This is a genomic window from Methylotuvimicrobium sp. KM2 (assembly GCF_038051925.1).
In the GTDB taxonomy this organism is placed as follows: domain Bacteria; phylum Pseudomonadota; class Gammaproteobacteria; order Methylococcales; family Methylomonadaceae; genus Methylotuvimicrobium.
Genome location: NZ_CP150634.1, coordinates 460,044 through 476,683 on the forward strand (window position 1 = coordinate 460,044; position 16,640 = coordinate 476,683).

At 47.3% G+C, this 16,640-nt stretch carries 17 protein-coding genes; 9 read left to right on the forward strand and 8 right to left on the reverse strand.

Features of this window, described 5'->3' with window-relative positions; genetic code table 11:
* Positions 1 to 371: 371 nt before the first annotated feature.
* Both WJM45_RS02070 and thpR read left to right on the forward strand, forming a co-directional pair.
* Entirely contained in the window at positions 372 to 890 is a 519-nt protein-coding gene (locus WJM45_RS02070) for a hypothetical protein (RefSeq protein ID WP_341327346.1), read from the forward strand.
* An 11-nt stretch (positions 891 to 901) separates the two neighbouring features.
* A complete protein-coding gene (thpR, locus tag WJM45_RS02075) occupies positions 902 to 1,417 on the forward strand; it encodes an RNA 2',3'-cyclic phosphodiesterase (protein ID WP_341327347.1) in 516 nt (171 codons plus the stop codon).
* Between the two features lie 48 nt (positions 1,418 to 1,465).
* Here the strand turns inward: thpR and xseA are convergent, their stop codons facing one another.
* Both xseA and WJM45_RS02085 read right to left on the reverse strand, forming a co-directional pair.
* The gene (gene xseA, locus WJM45_RS02080; protein ID WP_341327348.1) at positions 1,466 to 2,815 is read right to left on the reverse strand and encodes an exodeoxyribonuclease VII large subunit; all 1,350 of its coding nucleotides are present in this window, start codon (positions 2,813 to 2,815) and stop codon (positions 1,466 to 1,468) included.
* Positions 2,816 to 2,821: 6 nt separating this feature from the next.
* Entirely contained in the window at positions 2,822 to 3,535 is a 714-nt protein-coding gene (locus WJM45_RS02085) for a flagellar brake protein (protein WP_341327349.1), read from the reverse strand.
* 240 nt (positions 3,536 to 3,775) lie between these two features.
* On the opposite strand from WJM45_RS02085, the gene WJM45_RS02090 reads away from it, so the two are divergent.
* The 3 genes from WJM45_RS02090 to WJM45_RS02100 are packed head-to-tail and all read left to right on the forward strand — an operon-like array spanning position 3,776 to position 4,716.
* Complete coding sequence (locus WJM45_RS02090) at positions 3,776 to 4,096, forward strand: multidrug efflux SMR transporter (RefSeq protein WP_341327350.1); 321 nt, start codon at positions 3,776 to 3,778, stop codon at positions 4,094 to 4,096.
* A gap of 6 nt (positions 4,097 to 4,102) precedes the next feature.
* On the forward strand, positions 4,103 to 4,393 hold the full coding sequence (locus WJM45_RS02095; RefSeq protein ID WP_341327351.1) for a DsrH/TusB family sulfur relay protein: 291 nt from the start codon (positions 4,103 to 4,105) through the stop codon (positions 4,391 to 4,393).
* Positions 4,384 to 4,716: a TusE/DsrC/DsvC family sulfur relay protein gene (locus tag WJM45_RS02100; RefSeq protein WP_341327352.1), complete on the forward strand. Its 333-nt coding sequence runs from the start codon at positions 4,384 to 4,386 to the stop codon at positions 4,714 to 4,716. The genes WJM45_RS02095 and WJM45_RS02100 overlap by 10 nt, the downstream gene beginning before the upstream one ends.
* 16 nt (positions 4,717 to 4,732) lie before the next feature.
* On the opposite strand, the gene WJM45_RS02105 is transcribed toward WJM45_RS02100, so the two are convergent.
* A complete protein-coding gene (locus WJM45_RS02105; protein ID WP_341327353.1) occupies positions 4,733 to 5,125 on the reverse strand; it encodes a S4 domain-containing protein in 393 nt (130 codons plus the stop codon).
* Positions 5,126 to 5,485, reverse strand: a complete 360-nt coding sequence (locus WJM45_RS02110; protein WP_341327354.1) for a rhodanese-like domain-containing protein — start codon at positions 5,483 to 5,485, stop codon at positions 5,126 to 5,128.
* Between the two features lie 153 nt (positions 5,486 to 5,638).
* On the opposite strand from WJM45_RS02110, the gene WJM45_RS02115 reads away from it, so the two are divergent.
* Complete coding sequence (locus tag WJM45_RS02115; RefSeq protein WP_341327355.1) at positions 5,639 to 6,022, forward strand: DUF6394 family protein; 384 nt, start codon at positions 5,639 to 5,641, stop codon at positions 6,020 to 6,022.
* Between the two features lie 26 nt (positions 6,023 to 6,048).
* Positions 6,049 to 7,785 (forward strand): NAD-binding protein, encoded by a 1,737-nt coding sequence (locus WJM45_RS02120; RefSeq protein WP_341327356.1) that lies wholly within the window; start codon positions 6,049 to 6,051, stop codon positions 7,783 to 7,785.
* Positions 7,786 to 8,039: 254 nt separating this feature from the next.
* On the opposite strand, the gene ispH is transcribed toward WJM45_RS02120, so the two are convergent.
* Positions 8,040 to 8,984 (reverse strand): 4-hydroxy-3-methylbut-2-enyl diphosphate reductase, encoded by a 945-nt coding sequence (ispH, locus tag WJM45_RS02125; RefSeq protein WP_341327357.1) that lies wholly within the window; start codon positions 8,982 to 8,984, stop codon positions 8,040 to 8,042.
* Between the two features lie 366 nt (positions 8,985 to 9,350).
* On the reverse strand, positions 9,351 to 9,842 hold the full coding sequence (gene rraA / locus WJM45_RS02130) for a ribonuclease E activity regulator RraA (RefSeq protein ID WP_341327358.1): 492 nt from the start codon (positions 9,840 to 9,842) through the stop codon (positions 9,351 to 9,353).
* Positions 9,843 to 10,076: 234 nt separating this feature from the next.
* Here rraA and WJM45_RS02135 point away from each other — a divergent pair, with 234 nt between their 5' ends.
* Positions 10,077 to 12,101 (forward strand): cache domain-containing protein, encoded by a 2,025-nt coding sequence (locus WJM45_RS02135; RefSeq protein WP_341327359.1) that lies wholly within the window; start codon positions 10,077 to 10,079, stop codon positions 12,099 to 12,101.
* Positions 12,102 to 12,408: 307 nt separating this feature from the next.
* Here the strand turns inward: WJM45_RS02135 and yegQ are convergent, their stop codons facing one another.
* A complete protein-coding gene (yegQ, locus tag WJM45_RS02140; RefSeq protein ID WP_341327360.1) occupies positions 12,409 to 13,749 on the reverse strand; it encodes a tRNA 5-hydroxyuridine modification protein YegQ in 1,341 nt (446 codons plus the stop codon).
* Between the two features lie 1,037 nt (positions 13,750 to 14,786).
* Complete coding sequence (gene dtd / locus WJM45_RS02145) at positions 14,787 to 15,233, reverse strand: D-aminoacyl-tRNA deacylase (protein WP_341327361.1); 447 nt, start codon at positions 15,231 to 15,233, stop codon at positions 14,787 to 14,789.
* Between the two features lie 507 nt (positions 15,234 to 15,740).
* Here dtd and WJM45_RS02150 point away from each other — a divergent pair.
* A complete protein-coding gene (locus WJM45_RS02150) occupies positions 15,741 to 16,562 on the forward strand; it encodes a thermonuclease family protein (RefSeq protein WP_341327362.1) in 822 nt (273 codons plus the stop codon).
* Positions 16,563 to 16,640 lie beyond the last annotated feature (78 nt).

The window sequence follows — 16,640 nt, forward strand, 5'->3', positions numbered from 1 at the left end:
TAGGAGCTGGTTGAATACGTACATGTAGGTCCCTCACCTAGCGTTAGATGAGGACCGAACACCCCGGTGCCTCCTTAGGCAATGCCGAAATTTCAAGTGCGAAAGGTATAAAACATGTAGCCTGTATGCAGCGTAGCGGAATACGGGAATGGCGTAGCTCCGAGCTTCCCGGGTTGCGCTACGCTCCATCCGGGCTACGCAGTTTAGAATTGCCGAAAGAGGTCGGTAGCGATTTGGCAGCGGGGTGCTTCGCTTAGCTTGATGCGGATGGATAGCAAACTCCGTCACGCCGAACAATTCGGTCTGCAGCAATATTTATTAAGTCACTTAATTATCGTATAGCCGTCAATTTATTTCGAGGTTGCTTGCTCATGTTCATCAATACTTTAGCGTTGATTATCGCGCAAGGCAGCCTGATCGGGCTTGTCGAGCTGTGTATCGTAGCTGTTTGTCTCTATGCGGTATTGTATATTAGCGCGCCGTTTCCGGAGCAGGACGCGATGGAAACCGCGCTTTCGACAGACGGGCCTTACCAGTATTTGTTGGCAGGGTGGTTAGGCGAATTTCAATTGTGGCGGATTTTTTGGCCTTTTTTTGTGGTCCTGAATGGCGCTTTATATGGTGCGGATTATTGGGTTTGGACCGGGGGCATCAGTGTTTCGAGTTGGTGGAATATTCATTTTATTCTTGCGGCGCCTGTGCTTTGGTGGGCTGTCGGTATATGGCGAAGTTCACCAAAAAGCAGTTCTCGCCTGTTGATCGCCATGTCCAGATTAGCTGTATTCGGTGTTTTATCTGAATTCGTTATGAGGCTTTATATCTATTTTAAATTGCCCAGACAGTTTTTCAATTGCGAAGAATTGATGTTGGATTACTTTAGTTGTTTTTAGGCTGAATAATCGTGAAAAGATTGTTTTTTGCGTTGTGGCCGGATGATGCAATCCGAAGGCAATGCGAAGAGTTGGTGCATCGTTTATTAAAGCCTGGAGATAGGCCGGTTAACCCGGGTAACCTGCATGTAACATTGGTATTTTTAGGGGCTGTTGGCGATGTACTCGAGTCGGCGATGGTTCGGGCCGCCGACGAAATGAAAAAGCTTGAGCCGGTCACGATCCATTTCGATGAGCTTAGTTTTTGGCGAAAGCCGGGCATAATATGCTTAACCAGCAGTAATCCGGATGATAAGGCGATGATTTTGGTCGAGCATTTGTCTGCAATGGTTTCATCGCTCGATCATCCTATTGATGAGCGAGCTTATCGACCGCATGTGACACTGATAAGAAAAGCCAAGCAATCGGTTCAAACGGAATTCGAACCGATTATTTGGCATTCCAATACTTTTTGTTTGGTTGAATCCTGTGCCGCGCCTGGGGGCGTTGATTATCGGGTTATTCGGCAGTGGCCGTTGCTTGGCTAATAAAGTGTCGATGATTCGTTTGCGGATTGATTTTGGTGCGGAGTTTTTTTAATCCTCGGTAATCGTTTCCACGCGACTGGTAAATCGTCCATTGGCTAAACGAGTCAATACAACAGCGTTTTTTTCGATTTGCCGGGTCGAGCGAATTACTGCGCCCGTTTCCGCATCGGTGACGAGGGCATAGCCTCGATTCAGCGTTGCCAAAGGACTGACCGCATGAAGCGTTTGGCCGGCTTGGTTGAGCCGCTGATGTAAGTGTTCGAGTTTGCGTTGCCAGGCGTTATTGAGACGCTGCTGAAGATAATGTTGTTGTAGGGCAAGGCTGTTGATTATGCGCGCAGGCGATTGGTTATGTAGCTTTGCCGATTGAGTGTCTATATTCGAGTGACATTGCAGCAGTTTACGCCGAGTCGCACGGGTGAGCCTTAATTCCAGTTCGTCAAGGCGTTGGGCGTTAGCGGCTAGTTTTTGGCCGGGGTGTTGTTGTTTTAGCCGCTTATCGAGCCAGGCTAAAGTTTGTGTTTTTTGCGTAAGTTGTCTGCCGAGATGTTGCGAAAGTTTGGTTTCCAGCGCAATAAAACGGCTTTGCCATTCTCGCTGATCGGGAACCGCATGCTCGGCGGCGGCGGAAGGTGTTGCGGCGCGAAGATCGGCAACAAAATCGGCGATCGTCACGTCAATCTCATGGCCGACGCCGGCGATAACCGGGATAGCGCTTGCCGAGATTGCGCGCGCGACGATTTCTTCGTTGAAGGCTTGCAAATCTTCCAGAGAGCCGCCGCCGCGGCCGAGGATCAATACGTCGCATTGGTCGAGCGTGTTGGCCAGATTCAATGCCCGGACAATATCGTGTTTGGCGTTATCTCCTTGCACCGAAACCGGATACAAAACGACCGGAATAGCCGGAAAGCGCCGTTTTAGCACGGTCAGAATGTCTCTGATTGCAGCGCCGCTAGGAGAGGTAATGATGCCGATGCGATGAGGCAGTGTCGGTAGAGGCTTTTTGCGCAAGGCGTCGAACAGTCCTTCCTTCGATAATTGATGCTTAAGCGCTTCAAAGGCCATGCGCAGTGCGCCGTCCCCGGTTTCCTCGAGGTTTTCGACGACTAGCTGATAATCGCCGCGAGGCTCGTATAAGGTGACTTGTGCGGTTGCAATCACTTGCAGTCCGTTCGCCGGTTTAAACTTGAGGCGGCGCAGTTGGGTCTTGAACATCGCGCAACGGATTTGCGCGGCACTATCTTTCAAGGAAAAATAAATATGGCCGGAGGAAGGTGTGCTTAAATTGGAGATTTCGCCTTCTACCCGCACCGAGAAAAAATGCTCGTTGAGCACTCGTTTGCTTTCCCGGTTGAGCTGTGAAACCGTATAGATTCTATTGTCGGGTGTTAAGGGCATGTCCGTTTAGGTTTTTTGTTTAAGTTCTCGTTCGATCTGCTGCATATAGCGTTGTATACAGGACTCGAAGGCGGGTGATATTAAGGTGAGTCGGCAGCCTATTTTCATGGTTTTGTCCGGCTTATTCGGGTTTAATGGTATGCGGTAGAGCACTATAAACTCGATCTCGCCTTCTCCAAGGCCGTCCAAGACCAGTCGGCAATTTTTAAAGATTTTACCGGGCGTTAATATTTGGTTAAGCGGCTCTGAATCGTTTAACAAGGAAAAGCCGGGGATGCTAATATCGTAGAGGCGAAGTGGAATGACTTGGTCTTTAACGCTTAGTTTTAGATGGCTGGTTTTCGAAATCGGCGATTTAATTCGATAAAATTGACGGCGTTGCAGCCACAGCATGCTTTCAGGTATTGGCATGGCAAAGACGTCATCGCCTTGGTAGTGGGTTTTGGCGATGTCTTTGCCCTCGAATTTAATTTTGATGCCCGACAATACGGTGCGGAAGACTGCATTTGATGTATCCGGTAATTGTCTGTTTTGGTATTCCTTCGGGCTGAGGTCGAACAGAAGGCTATGTGTGTCCGTATCGATGGCAATTAATGTGGTGATGAAGGATTCGTTATTGCCGATGTTTAGATTGATTAGGGTCTTCTCGTTAATCAGCAGAGCCAGATGATTGATGATCTGACGTTGGTCGCGTACGATGTGATCCGATTGCTTGTTCATAATGGGTGCAAATAATTTATAAAAGTACAGCCTTTAGGCGAAGTGCGGATCTGCGCCGATGGGCTGGTTGAGTCGCTACAAGCATCGAGGGTCTGAGATGGCGGTTTTTTGTCGGAGCAGAAACCCGCAAAACATTCTGAGTATTAATGTGGTAGGCTGAAAATCGATGTGCAGTCGGTCTATCAAACGATTTGATATTGTAGAATATTTAATTAATAAGTCTATGAAGGATTGAAGCGCGTGGCTTGGTTTTTGTTGTTATGTGCCGGTTTGGCGGAAATTGTATTTGCATTGAGCTTAAAGTATAACCAAGGTTTTACACGTCTTTGGCCAAGTTTAATGACAATCGTTTTTGGTGCGGCTAGTTTTTATTTGCTGATGCTGTCAATTAGAACGTTGCCGCTCGGTACTGCATACGCGGTATGGACCGGCATGGGAGCGGTCGGGGTTGCCGTTATCGGTATCGTGCTTTTTAAGGAGTCCGCCGAAGTTTCGCGGTTGTTTTCCATTATCTTGGTCGTTGTCGGATTAGTAGGTCTGAAGTTAACACATATCGAATAATTCAGTATGTTGCATTTGATTTTTCAGTCATCCGAAGTGGATGTTGTTTTGGAGCGTATTGAAGCCGGCGATGCGGTGGTTTTTATAGGTCCATCAATACTTCGTCTAATCGAGAGAGGGAGTATGACGAAGGTTTTAAAGCAATCGGCTAAGAGTTGTTATTTGTGTGCATTGTCCGATGATTTGGCCTTATTCGGTGTTGACCGGGGCGATTTGGTTGACGGAATCAGGGCTATCGAATACGCCGAGTGGGTCGAATTAGCCGTTACGCATAAGCAGTCTTTGTCATGGTGCTGAGTGTCGAAGGAGAGCTTCCCGCTCTGACGGAGCAAGGGTTTTTGGTCGATATGAATGACTGGGACGAGGCGGTGGCGCGCGATCTTGCTAAGGCCGATTCGATTACATTAACCGATGCTCATTGGGAAATCATTTTTTTTATTAGAGACTATTATCTTCAATTTAAACATTTGCCAAACGCCAGGGTTTTTACTAAGGCAGTAGCTAAGCATTTAGGTTCGGAAAAGGGCAATAGCCGTTATTTGCAACGATTGTTTCCGGAGGGGCCGTTGAGGTCTGCTTGTAAACTGGCCGGGTTGCCGAAGCCTCCGACTTGTTTGTGATTGAGGCGCCCAGGGGTCAGCCTCGTTTGAAGCGGTGAATCAACCGACGGTCTTTTTTGTTCGGTTTGGAGGGTCTTTCGAAATGCTCGAAATTAGCCTGTTCTTCGCGTTGGCGAATAATTAATTGTTGCCGTTTTTCTCGGCTTTCCGCGGTTTCTTCGTAAAGTTGAGTCGCTTCGGAAGCGGGTCGGCGTTGGCTGTTTAGGCCCGTGACGGTAATATCCCAGCTATATTGATCCTTATGGATGGACAGCTTGGCGCCAATGCCAATTTCCTTACCCGGTTTGGTTCTTTGATTGTTCAGGTGAACCTTTCCGCCGGATACCGCATCGGCAGCGAGCTTGCGCGTTTTGAAGAAGCGCGCAGCCCATAGCCATTTATCCAATCTTAACGATTCAACAGCGGGCATTTACTCGTCGGTTGCGTCGCTTTTTTGCCAAGCTTGATATCCGCCCTCTAGGCTGACGGCTTTACTATAACCCATTTTATTAAGCACTTCGGTAGCTAGTGCCGAGCGTCCGCCGGTCTGGCAATAAACTAAAATATCGGCATCTTGTTGATTTTCGAAATCCGGGTGGCTAGCAATTTTAAATTCCAAAACACCTCTCGAAATGTTGATGGCTCCGGGAAGAGAACCGGCAACAAATTCACCGGGGGCTCGGACGTCTAGAACTAAATATTTGGAAAAATCTGATTTTGCCGACGCAACATCCACTTCTTTGATGTTTTTCTTAGCGGCGGCAACAAGGTCCATTGCGGTTAATGCCATTGTAATTCTCCGGTTTGTAATTCAAAGCTTACAATTTTAACAATAAATATCAGTCAGCGTTGTGATTTTTTATCGATTGTTAATATCTTTCTAATTCTAATACAGATTAGGATAACATTCACAGTTTGATTTATATTCCGGAGCATTATTTAGATGAATTTTGAGAAAGTCGTTTTCGGTTTTTTTATCGTGTTGTCATTAACCTTGAATTTCGGATTCTTTCTAGGGGAGATGGATAATCCCGAGCATCACAATGTGTTTGAGTTGTTTGCGATTATCGTCGTTAATTTTATTGCGACTGGTTTGAAATTAGGCGATCGTTCGCAAATTGGTGCTGTGTTATTGGCGACTAGCTTGGTTGCCGACCTACACTTGGTGGCGGCAGCCACATATTGGACTGTTGTTATTCATGTGACCGAAACCGGATTGACGTCCGATGTAATGGTAAGCATTATCTCGCTGAGCGGCGGGGCCTTGCTGGCTAATTTTATATCCGTCATTATTTTGGTATCCGATACGCTGATGTCTCGGTTGTAATGAATGATTTAATAAAGGGGTAGGACATGGCGGAAAGTACCGATTTAAGCCGAGTCAGTTTTATTGTCATGCGCGAAATGCGCAGGCCCGTGATGGCTTTGATTACGGTTTATGCGGTGTCAATTTTGGGAATGGTCTTTATTCCCGGTCATGAAGTCGACGGTAAGCCCCAATACTTAAGTGTCTTTCACGCGTTTTATTTTATGACCTATACCGCGACGACGACCGGTTTTGGAGAAATTCCTTTTGAATTTAACGATGCTCAAAGGCTCTGGGCGATGGTTTGTCTGTATGTGAGCGTGATTACCTGGTTTTATGCGATAGGAAGTATCGTAAGACTTTTCCAAAACCCTTTCTTTGTGCGTGCGGTCGAGGAGCGAAAGTTTTCTCGGCAGGTGCTTAGAATTTCCGAGCCTTATTTTATTATCTGCGGTTTCGGCGACACCGGTAGCGTATTGGCTCGCGGTTTAAGCGATTATGGTGTGCCGGCAGTCTTCATCGATGGAGATGAGGATCGGATTAGGGCGTTGACGTTGAGGGATTACCGGGTGCCGATGCCGGGTTTATGCGCAGATGCAAGCGTGCCTAAGCATTTACTCGAAGCAGGCATCAGAAGACGCAATTGCCAAGCGATTGTTGCAATAACCAATAACGAAGAGATTAATCTAAAAATTTCTGCATTGGCGCGATTGTTGAATCCGAGTATCAGAATTATTACGTTATCAAAGGTCGATGTTTTCGAAGAAACGCTCGCGAATTTGGGAGGTGAGGTTCATATCGTCGATCCGTTCAAAATGTTCGCGAAGGTGTTGGTGACGACGATGACGCATCCTAGCTTTTATCCGTTGAATAACTGGCTAGTTAGGGCGCCGCGGGTTCGCCTCAGCGATGCTATTAAGCCGCCGTTCGGAAAATGGATTGTCTGCGGCTACGGACGGATGGGGCATGAAATCAATCATGCCTTGGTCAAGCAAGGTATGAAGACAGTAGTTATCGATCCGCATGATTGTAGTGAAGAAGAGGGGATCGATAGTTACATCGTGGGGCGGACCACGGCTAAAACCTTGGCGCAGGCCGGAATAGAAAATGCCGTAGGAATTTTGGCGGGAACCGATGATGACGGACATAATCTGGGAATATTGCTAAATGCGCGTAAACTGAATGGCGACTTATTTACCTTGGTTCGGCAAAATCGCCATGAAAATCGAATTGCTTTCGAGGCGTCGCAAATCGATATGATTATGCAGCCGACGTTGGTGACCGCGCGGCGTGTTTTATTTTTGCTGGTCGCTCCACTATTGAAGCCTTTTTTTCAGCATTTGTTGAAAGACGAACCGGGTAGAAAGGAGGATATGGCGAAGGTGATTCAGCAGCTCGAGCAAAAAATCGGGCGTAGGCAGCCGCATTTAATCACAGTGGATATTGAGAAAGACCGCTGTAGCGCAGTTGCTGCATGCTTGGAGGAAGGGGAGCAGGTGCTGTTGGGGGATATTTTAAAACATCCCGATAATTTTAATCGAAAACTTGATTTGATTGCCTTTGTCGTTAAGTCCGGAGAGGTGATAAGCGTGCTTCCCCCCGACGACTATCGAATTAAAGTCGGCGATCAAATTTTGTTTTGCGGTACCGGGGCGTCGCGGCGCTTGCTGAATGCAACGCTTAATAATGAATATAATTTATTTTATGTGCGCAACGGTGTGCATTTGCCTAAAGGTTATTTCATGCGTTGGTATGCTCAACGGCAGAACCGGCCGGTTGCATGAATAGATAAGATGAAAGATGAAAGATGAAAGGTGAAAGGTGAAAGGTGAAAGGTGAAAGGTGAAAGGTGAAAGGTGAAAGGTGAAAGGTGAAAGGTGAAAGGTGAAAGGTGAAAGGTGAAAGGTGAAAGGTGAAAGGTGAAAGGTGAAAGGTGAAAGGTGAAAGGTGAAAGGTGAATGGGCGGATTATGGGAGGGGTTAGTGCTTGATTCGCGTTTTCGGGCGTCCTTGCCCGGTTTTTTCTGAAAAGCCAAAGGTTATGCGGTTTTTTTTAGGCCTCTGGGCAGGGAAAAGACGACTTTTTCTTCAATGCCTTTGTTTTCGGTAATCGATTGACCGCCCCAGGCTTTCAGTTGGCTGATGACCTCTTGTACCAGGACTTCCGGTGCCGACGCTCCGGCAGTAACGCCTACGGCATCGATGCCTTCGAACCACTCTCGGTTCATGTCGTTAGCGGTGTCGATTAAATAAGCCGGTTTGCCAAGTTGTTCGGCGATTTCCCGTAAGCGATTGGAGTTGGAGCTATTGGGAGAGCCGACCACCAGAATCAAGTCGGTTTTGTTGGCAAGATCATAAACGGCATCCTGCCGGTTTTGCGTGGCATAACATATATCGTCCTTTTTCTGTTCCTGAATTGAGGAGAAACGTGCTCGGAGAGCGTCGACCATCACTTTGGTGTCGGTCATGGACAGCGTCGTTTGCGTCACGTAGGCTAGATTATCAGGATTATTGACCTTTAGCTTGGCGACATCTTCCGGTGTTTCGACTAAATAAATTCCGCCGTTATCGGTACATTTTTCATACTGACCCATTGTGCCTTCGACCTCCGGGTGGCCGGCGTGACCTATCAGTATGACCTCTCTGTCTTGTTTGGCGTGCTTGGCAACTTGCAAATGGACTTTGGTGACTAGTGGGCAAGTTGCGTCGAAAACGGTTAAATTGCGCTCCTCGGCTTCTTCTTGGACTTTTTTCGAAACGCCGTGCGCGCTGAAAATTAAATAAGAGCCGACAGGGACGTCGCTCACATCTTCGATGAAAATCGCGCCTTTATCTTTAAGGCCGTCGACGACGGTTCTGTTATGGACGACTTCGTGGCGGACATATATCGGGGCGCCGAAAGCTTCGAGAGCTTGATCAACGATTTCAATGGCCCTATCCACTCCGGCGCAAAATCCACGGGGGTTGGCGAGTATTATATGCATATCTTGACTAAACTAGTAGGTTAAGGTGAGGTTATTTTAACCCAGCTTTAATATTTGCCAATCATAAAATATTGAATAATGAATAAAAGCAAATAGTATGGCGCTACATTGTCGCCTGAGCTTTTTGAAAGTAATTATTCACACCCCTATCGTTCCCACGCTCCGGCGTGGGAATGAAGACCGAGACGCTCTAGCGTCTCGTACCGCTGGAGCGGTCCTCAGGCGTTCCCACGCAGGGTGTGGAAACGATAATTGCCGGGGGGACTGAATAGTTACTTTTGAAAAGCTGCGTAAAAGTGGGCATGATGTTTTAATTTGTTCAATTCAATAGATTAGGCGGTATGCGCTACCTTTAGTAAAGCTGTGTTACTTCAACTCTAACTTTGCCTCTGAGACGATAATTCCATCGCTATCGGCATATAAAAAATAATCTTTTCTAAATTGTACGCCTGCGAAAGTCACAATGCTATCCTGTTCTCCGTGGCCTTTTGTCGCGCTTTTAAGCGGATGTGCGTGGAGCGCGCGAATCCCGATCGGAATCGTATCGATTGCGGCCGCATTGCGAATGCAGCCATAGACCACGATTCCTTGCCAGCCGTTATCGTGGGCCAATTGAGCAAGCTCCCGGTCGATCAGGGCGCAGCGGTGCGAGCCTCCGCCGTCGACGACTAAGACGCGTCTCGATACTTTTGTCGATAAGGTTGATTTGACTAATGCATTGTCTTCAAAAGTTTTAATCGTCGTAATTTGCCCGCAAAAAGCCGGCGTTGCTCCGAATATTCTGAAAGTGGGGTCGGCGATTTGAAAGCCGTTAATTCCGGAGTATTCGTCACATAGATCGGCAGTGGTAAACGTCATTGGCATTACCGTGATTAAGGCTGTTGGAAACATATCATAACAGAATTGCGGTAAAAATAGTTTGGTATGGATGTATTTGATGAGTCGAAATAGTGCGCTATTGTGCAATAGTGGTGCATTGCTTAAGAATAGAAAGAGGCGGGTATTTTATTTCTGCTTTAAAATATTTTTTTGGCATGATTAGTGTTTGAATTTAGGAATGGAGATACAAATGACGGATAAATTAAACAATTTATGAACACGATAATTGAAACAAATAAAACTAAGTTGCTGGCTGTCATGCCGGCCGTAAAGAGTTACGAGGCTCGTCTTGCCTCGCTAAACGATTGGTGGGGGAAAATTGCGTTGATCGGTAAGATCAATAGCCATAATGTGGCGTCGACCATTCTTGACGACATGAATTTGACGAAAAGTAAATTCGGCGAGTTGCAACAGAAGCTGACATATAATTTGCTAGTCGAGAATTTGAGAAAATTGGTGCTCGATAATTCATCGAAGGCGCAAGTCGCGATCGATTTACTGATTCGTAATTTGTTTGAAAGGACTGCGGATGTGGGTTTTTTAGCCACAGACGACGATATTCGCTCTTTTCTTATTTCCGGAAACTCAGATCGGGAAGGAGTTGATTTTATCGAAAATCGACTGCGCGAATATGTAAAGAAGTATAGCGTATATGACGAGATCATTATTTTCGATACCGAGGGGCGGGTTAAAGCGCATTTGAACAACGAGAACCCGATCAGTCATTCAGCGGACCCCCTCATTGCCGAAACTCTAAAATCGAATGCGGAATATACCGAAACGTTTCGATATTCGGAATTACAGTCGAATAAACGGCATTCGCTGATTTATTCCTGCAAAATAACCGAAAGTAACCAGCAAGGATCGAAAGCAATAGGCGTTTTATGTTTATGTTTTCGGTTCGACGATGAAATGGCTGGCATTTTCGGCGATCTACTAGCACCGGATGACGATGGCGCGTTGATGATATTGGGTGCCGACGGAAAAGTAATCGCCAGTAGCGATGAGCAATTAATGCCGCTACAAGCGGCTTTTGCGAATGCTAATCCGGTCAATATCGCATCGTATAAGCTGCGCGAATATATTGTTAACACTCGACAAACCAAAGGATATCAAGGTTTTTTAGGATTGGGTTGGACCGGGCGCATGATGACTCCGTTGGAAACGGCTTTTAAACGTAATGAAGCAGTCGATAGAGGAAGCGCTAACACCGATATTATCGATCAAGCCAGTACCTTCCCTCAAGAGTTGAAAGATATTCGCAAAGCCTCCTCCGATATCAATGCCGACCTCGGCTTGTTGGTGCTTAACGGTCAGATTGCATCGGCCCGGAAAAATGCGGCCGAATTTATGCCGGTTTTGGAGGCCATCAAACAAATCGGTTCCGATATTGCGAATATATTCGCCGATTCGGTCAATAGCCTTCAGGAAGTCACGGTCATGTCTTCGCATTTGAACAATGCAGGGTTTTTGGCGTCGTTGGCGGTCGATATTATGGATCGTAATTTATACGAACGAGCTAACGATTGCCGGTGGTGGGCGTTGACATCGACTTTTAGACACTGTTTGGCTCAGCCGGAAATCTCGCCAAAGGATGAGCAGCGGATGACGGACATATTGCAATACATCAACGCTTTGTACACGGTTTATACCAATCTTTATCTTTACGATAAAAACGGCCGTATCTTGGCGGTGTCGAACTCTTACGAGCGCTCGTTATTGGGTATGCAAGTCGACGAGCGAAGCGGGGCGGTAGCTGCGTTGAGGAATAGCGATTCACAGAACTACAGCGTTTCGCCTTTCATCCGGACGCCATTTTACGGTAACCGTCACACCTATATTTATAATGCCTCGATCACGCATTTGGCAAGTCCGGATCAAGTGCTCGGCGGGATCGGCATCGTTTTTGACAGTGAGCCGCAGTTTTCGAGTATGCTCGATGAAGTTTTACCTCGCGACGAAGCGGGAAAATTGCTCGAGGGTTGTTTTGCGTTTTTTACCGACCGCAATAAGATGATCATTGCTTCGGCTAATCACGCATCGCTCGGTGCCGGAGATTCGTTGGCGATAGACGACCGTTTTTTTGCGATGCGGACCGGACAAAAAGGTTCCGAAGTTATTCAGTACAATGGTGTCCAATATGTTTTAGGAATGGCGGTGTCGAAAGGCTACCGCGAATACAAAACCGACGACGGTTATAGCAACGATGTATTCGCATTTGTGTTCATTCCATTTTAGAAGCTTATGGTTGCGTTATATCTTTCGCACTTCAAATTTCGGCAGTGCCAGAGGAGGCGCCTGGGTGTCCGGTCGATTTTCGCTCCTGCAAAATCGACATTCACGCCATCCATGGCGTTCATAAAGGCTTTGCCAGCATGGAGCTGGCATAGAGCCTACATGGACGTATTCACCCAGCACCTAAATTATCCAATATAGTTAACCATAGCCAATGAACTATGGAATTTAGGTGCTGGGTTCACGGCGTCCTTTAGCGGACCCCAGGCGCCGAATTTTGAGCTACGACGGGTATATTTATGACCAAGTCCTAAAAATAACGCGCCAACAATCCGTGTTGCGGATTTATTTCCGGCAGCGGTATTTTTACCTCGTAGCCGCCGCCTAAGGCTTCTTGCATAGGATTTCCGTGCAGGTCTTCCATATGTTCGATGATAATGTCGCGGTTGCCTTCGGGCAAAATCAATTCAATTTTATCGCCGACCGAAAACTTGTTTTTAACATCGATTTCGGCCATGCCGGTCGCCGAATCGAAGTGTCTAATTTCACCGCAGAATTGTTGCTGATGGCTTTTTGAATAACCGGTAATGTAGTTTTGATGCTCATGCGTGTGGTGGCGTTGATAAAAGCCGTCCGTATAACCTCGATTGGCAAGGTTTTCCAAGACGCCGAGCAATTGTGGATTAAACGGACGTTCGGCCAGTGCGTCGTCGATTGCTTGGCGATAGGTTTGCGCGGTTCGTGCCACGTAATAATGCGATTTGGTTCGACCTTCTATTTTAAGGCTGTCGACGCCGATTTCGACCAGGCGTTGAATATGTTCGATCGCGCGCAGGTCTTTCGAATTCATGATGTAGGTGCCGTTTTCATCTTCCATGACCGGCAGCAATTCGCCTTTACGCCCTTCTTCCTCTAAAAAATAAACCTTATCAGCCAAGGGGTGGCGCTCGGCGCCGCCGCAGCTGGCATTACTGATTTCGGACATCGACAAGGCGCCGCCGTCCAAGACATAATCGCCTTCGGCATTTTCATGGGCGGGCAGTGTGTCGTATTTCCAGCGGCAGGAATTGGTGCAAGTGCCTTGGTTAGGGTCGCGGTGGTTAAAATATCCGGATAGCAAGCAGCGGCCCGAATAGGCAATGCAGAGGGCGCCATGCACGAAGACTTCCAGTTCCATGTCCGGGCATTCCTGACGGATTTCGGCAATTTCATCGAGCGATAATTCCCGGGACAGAATAATGCGTTTTACCCCGATGGTTTGCCAAAATTTGACTGTGGCATAGTTGACGGTATTGGCTTGCACGGAGAGATGCACCGGCATTTCCGGCCAATTTTCCCGAACCATCATGATCAAGCCGGGGTCCGCCATGATCAATGCGTCCGGTTTCATCGCGATGATCGGGGCGATATCGGCCAGGAAAGTTTTGATTTTGCTATTATGCGGAATGACATTGGTCGCCAGAAAAAATTTTTTTCCGAGCCGGTGCGCTTCGTCGATGCCTTTGGCTAAGTTGTCGGCAAGAAAGTCGTTATTGCGCACGCGCAGGCTATATCGCGGTTGGCCGGCATAAACAGCGTCCGCGCCGTAAGCGAAAGCGTAACGCATGTTTTTAAGGGTTCCGGCAGGAGAAAGTAATTCAACGGATTTCATTATTAAGTTAGAGTCATATAATCAGTGATTGTAAAGGATTCGGTGCGGAGCGAATTTGAGGAACGGCGCCGTCGAATCATGATTCATAATTGACGATATTTTATCACTTAAGTTCTATCCGTCCGCAAATCGTTGTACTCCCTTTATACTCAAAAATTAGTTAACTTTATGAAGGTATGGGGTGTGGCTAGCGAGGATGTCGGCAGCAGGGAACGCTGCCGTCAAGCCCCCATGGATGGGTTTACGGCGGTCCTCGATAGACACATCCCATACCTTTTATTCTAAGACGATTTTTCAATCAAAAGGGAGTAATTTACTCGTTATGCCTTTCGCACTTCAAATTTCGGCAGTGTCTTAGCCGCCGCCGGGGGCTCGGCTAAGGCTCTATGCCAGCTCCATGCGGCCCCTCACCTAGCGCTAGGTGAGGGGCCTGCCAATCGAGCTACCGAACACTCCCTAAAATAGGGAAGTTGTTTACGATCAAATCCTAAGCACAGACATCCCCACTGCTAAATCGCTACCAATCGCTTTCGGCGAGCCTAAACAGCGTAGCCCGGATGGGAGCGTAGCGCAATCCGGGGAAGCTCGGAGCCACGCCATTCCCGTATTCCGCTTCGCTGCATACGGGCTACGTGCTTTAATAGCAACTTTGGAAAGAGCAGACGTGGTCTGGTGTGGCCGTTTTTAGCTCGATGCGTATGCCTGTCGAAGGGGGGGGGATGGTTAATTCGCCCATGGTTCGACAGGGCTCTCCTGAGCGCAGCCGAAGGGCTCACCACGAACGGATTAACCTTAACCTGTCCCGCGTTAACCCAGCCTTAACATTGCGCGTCAATAGGTTATTGAATAATATGCAATAATTAATTTTATGGCACTACAAAGTTAAATTTGGCATGATTTTTAATTATTATATTTCAATAGCATAGGCGGTAGGCACTACACTTGTTAAAGCTGGGTTAAGTGAGTAGCCGAGAAAGATCGTGCTGAACGGCAAGATGAAGACGGCGATTAGAAATTGCGTTTAGGTGAGCAAATATTCAGCGATGGGAAACTCTTAAACTAAAGGTTACCGGCCCGTCATTAACCAGCGAGACTTGCATGTCGGCGCCGAATTGACCGAACTGAACCAGTGCATGCAAGTCGACGGCTTTTTTTTGCAAATAATTGAAGAGCGCTTGTCCATGCTCGGGGGAAGCACCTCGGCTGAAACTGGGCCGATTGCCGCTGTCGGTGTCCGCTGCGAGCGTAAATTGCGGCACCAATAACAAGCCGCCATTAATGCTGCGCAGACTGAGATTCATCTTGCCCTCGGCGTCGGCGAAAATGCGGTAGTTAAGGATTCGCTCCAGCAAACGGTCCGCTTCCTTTTCCGTGTCGTTTTTTTCGACCGCGACCAGAGCCAGTATGCCGCGTTCGATCAGGCCGATGTCTTGTTGATCGACAGACACTTTTGCGCGGGTCACGCGTTGAATTACGGATATCATGGGCGTTTCTGTAGAATAGCGTTTTGGGGCACGGAATTATAGCGCTCCGGCTCGATAACGGCTATTCGATAAACTTAAATTCGGCAGTTAAACCATGAAGCACATGAAGTTCATGAAGGATTTCAAGAAATTACCTAAATCTTCTCGCTAACCTTTTTGGTGAGCGAAAGCTTGATTCATACGCGTAATATGCCTTCCGCACTTCAAATTTCGGCAGTGCCTGAGGAGGCACCAGGGTGTGCGGCCCCTCACCTAACGCTAGGTGAGGGGCCAGCATGGAGCTGGCATAGAGCCTACAGGGATGTATTCACCCAGCACCTAAATTATCCAATATAGTTAACCATAGTCAATGAACTATGGAATTTAGGTGCTGGGTTCACGGCGTCCTTTGGCGGACACCCTGGTGCCGAATTTTGATCTGCGATGGGTATAAGTTATTGAATTAACTTCCTATTCTTCATGGTCTTCATGTGAAATTCTTTTTCTAGGATAAACATTTTCAAATCCATGCTTCACGCCTTACTTAAATCACTCGTTTTAATGCTGGCTATCTCGACCGCCTGCGCCGATGAAATTTATCGTTGGCAAGATGAAAGCGGCAAATTATATTTTTCGGACAAGCGACGAGAAGGCGCCGAGCGTCTTACGATAACCCCCGGCTATTCTTATCAACGCATTCAGTATGTTTATGACGGCGACACGGTAAAGCTGGCAGACGGCAGAAAAATCCGCTTACTAGGCATCAACGCGCCTGAGGTCGAAGGGCGAAATAAAAACGCGGAGGCTGGAGGTGAAGAAGCTAAACGTTGGTTAACTAACGCACTAAAAGGCAAACGCGTGCGTTTGGTTTTCGATAGCGAACAAAAGGACAAATACGGGCGGACGCTCGCACATTTATTTACCGAGGACGGTCTGCATCTCAATTTAGAGCAGGTTAGATTAGGCTTGGCTGCGCTCAGTATTTTTCCGCCGAATTTGCTTTATAGCGGGGAATTGATTCGTGCTCAGGATGAAGCCGAAAAAAACTCTAGAGGTATCTGGAGACTGCCTGAATATCGAATCAAGCCGGCTTCAAGTCTTCAAGCGGGTAATCATAGAGGCTGGCAGCGAATTTCCGGGCGCGTTAAACAAATTAGAACGACGCGTAAATATGTGTATTTGTCGCTTAGCGAGCGCGTCGATTTTCGCATTGAGCGCGCCAATCTCGACCTCTTTCCAAGCCTTCAAGGATATGTCGGCAAAGAAGTCGAAATTCGCGGTTGGCTCAATCGGTCCAAGAAACATTTTTCGATGCTGATCCGTCATCCTAGTTCGGTTAAGATACTCTGAGGATTTCGTGATAAATAAAGCTATGTTCGCCTTAATAGTTGAAGTTAAACTACACCAATTTTGAAGCTTGAAGGGGCG

Bases quoted from the DNA above. Each gene is read 5' to 3' on its own strand.
- WJM45_RS02070 (WP_341327346.1), top strand. From the start codon at position 372: ATGTTCATCAATACTTTAGCGTTGATTATCGCGCAAGGCAGCCTGATC.
- xseA (WP_341327348.1), bottom strand. From the start codon at position 2,815: ATGCCCTTAACACCCGACAATAGAATCTATACGGTTTCACAGCTCAAC.
- WJM45_RS02085 (WP_341327349.1), bottom strand. From the start codon at position 3,535: ATGAACAAGCAATCGGATCACATCGTACGCGACCAACGTCAGATCATC.
- WJM45_RS02095 (WP_341327351.1), top strand. From the start codon at position 4,103: ATGTTGCATTTGATTTTTCAGTCATCCGAAGTGGATGTTGTTTTGGAG.
- WJM45_RS02100 (WP_341327352.1), top strand. From the start codon at position 4,384: ATGGTGCTGAGTGTCGAAGGAGAGCTTCCCGCTCTGACGGAGCAAGGG.
- WJM45_RS02105 (WP_341327353.1), bottom strand. From the start codon at position 5,125: ATGCCCGCTGTTGAATCGTTAAGATTGGATAAATGGCTATGGGCTGCG.
- WJM45_RS02110 (WP_341327354.1), bottom strand. From the start codon at position 5,485: ATGGCATTAACCGCAATGGACCTTGTTGCCGCCGCTAAGAAAAACATC.
- WJM45_RS02115 (WP_341327355.1), top strand. From the start codon at position 5,639: ATGAATTTTGAGAAAGTCGTTTTCGGTTTTTTTATCGTGTTGTCATTA.
- WJM45_RS02120 (WP_341327356.1), top strand. From the start codon at position 6,049: ATGGCGGAAAGTACCGATTTAAGCCGAGTCAGTTTTATTGTCATGCGC.
- ispH (WP_341327357.1), bottom strand. From the start codon at position 8,984: ATGCATATAATACTCGCCAACCCCCGTGGATTTTGCGCCGGAGTGGAT.
- rraA (WP_341327358.1), bottom strand. From the start codon at position 9,842: ATGACGTTTACCACTGCCGATCTATGTGACGAATACTCCGGAATTAAC.
- WJM45_RS02135 (WP_341327359.1), top strand. From the start codon at position 10,077: ATGAACACGATAATTGAAACAAATAAAACTAAGTTGCTGGCTGTCATG.
- yegQ (WP_341327360.1), bottom strand. From the start codon at position 13,749: ATGAAATCCGTTGAATTACTTTCTCCTGCCGGAACCCTTAAAAACATG.
- dtd (WP_341327361.1), bottom strand. From the start codon at position 15,233: ATGATATCCGTAATTCAACGCGTGACCCGCGCAAAAGTGTCTGTCGAT.
- WJM45_RS02150 (WP_341327362.1), top strand. From the start codon at position 15,741: ATGCTTCACGCCTTACTTAAATCACTCGTTTTAATGCTGGCTATCTCG.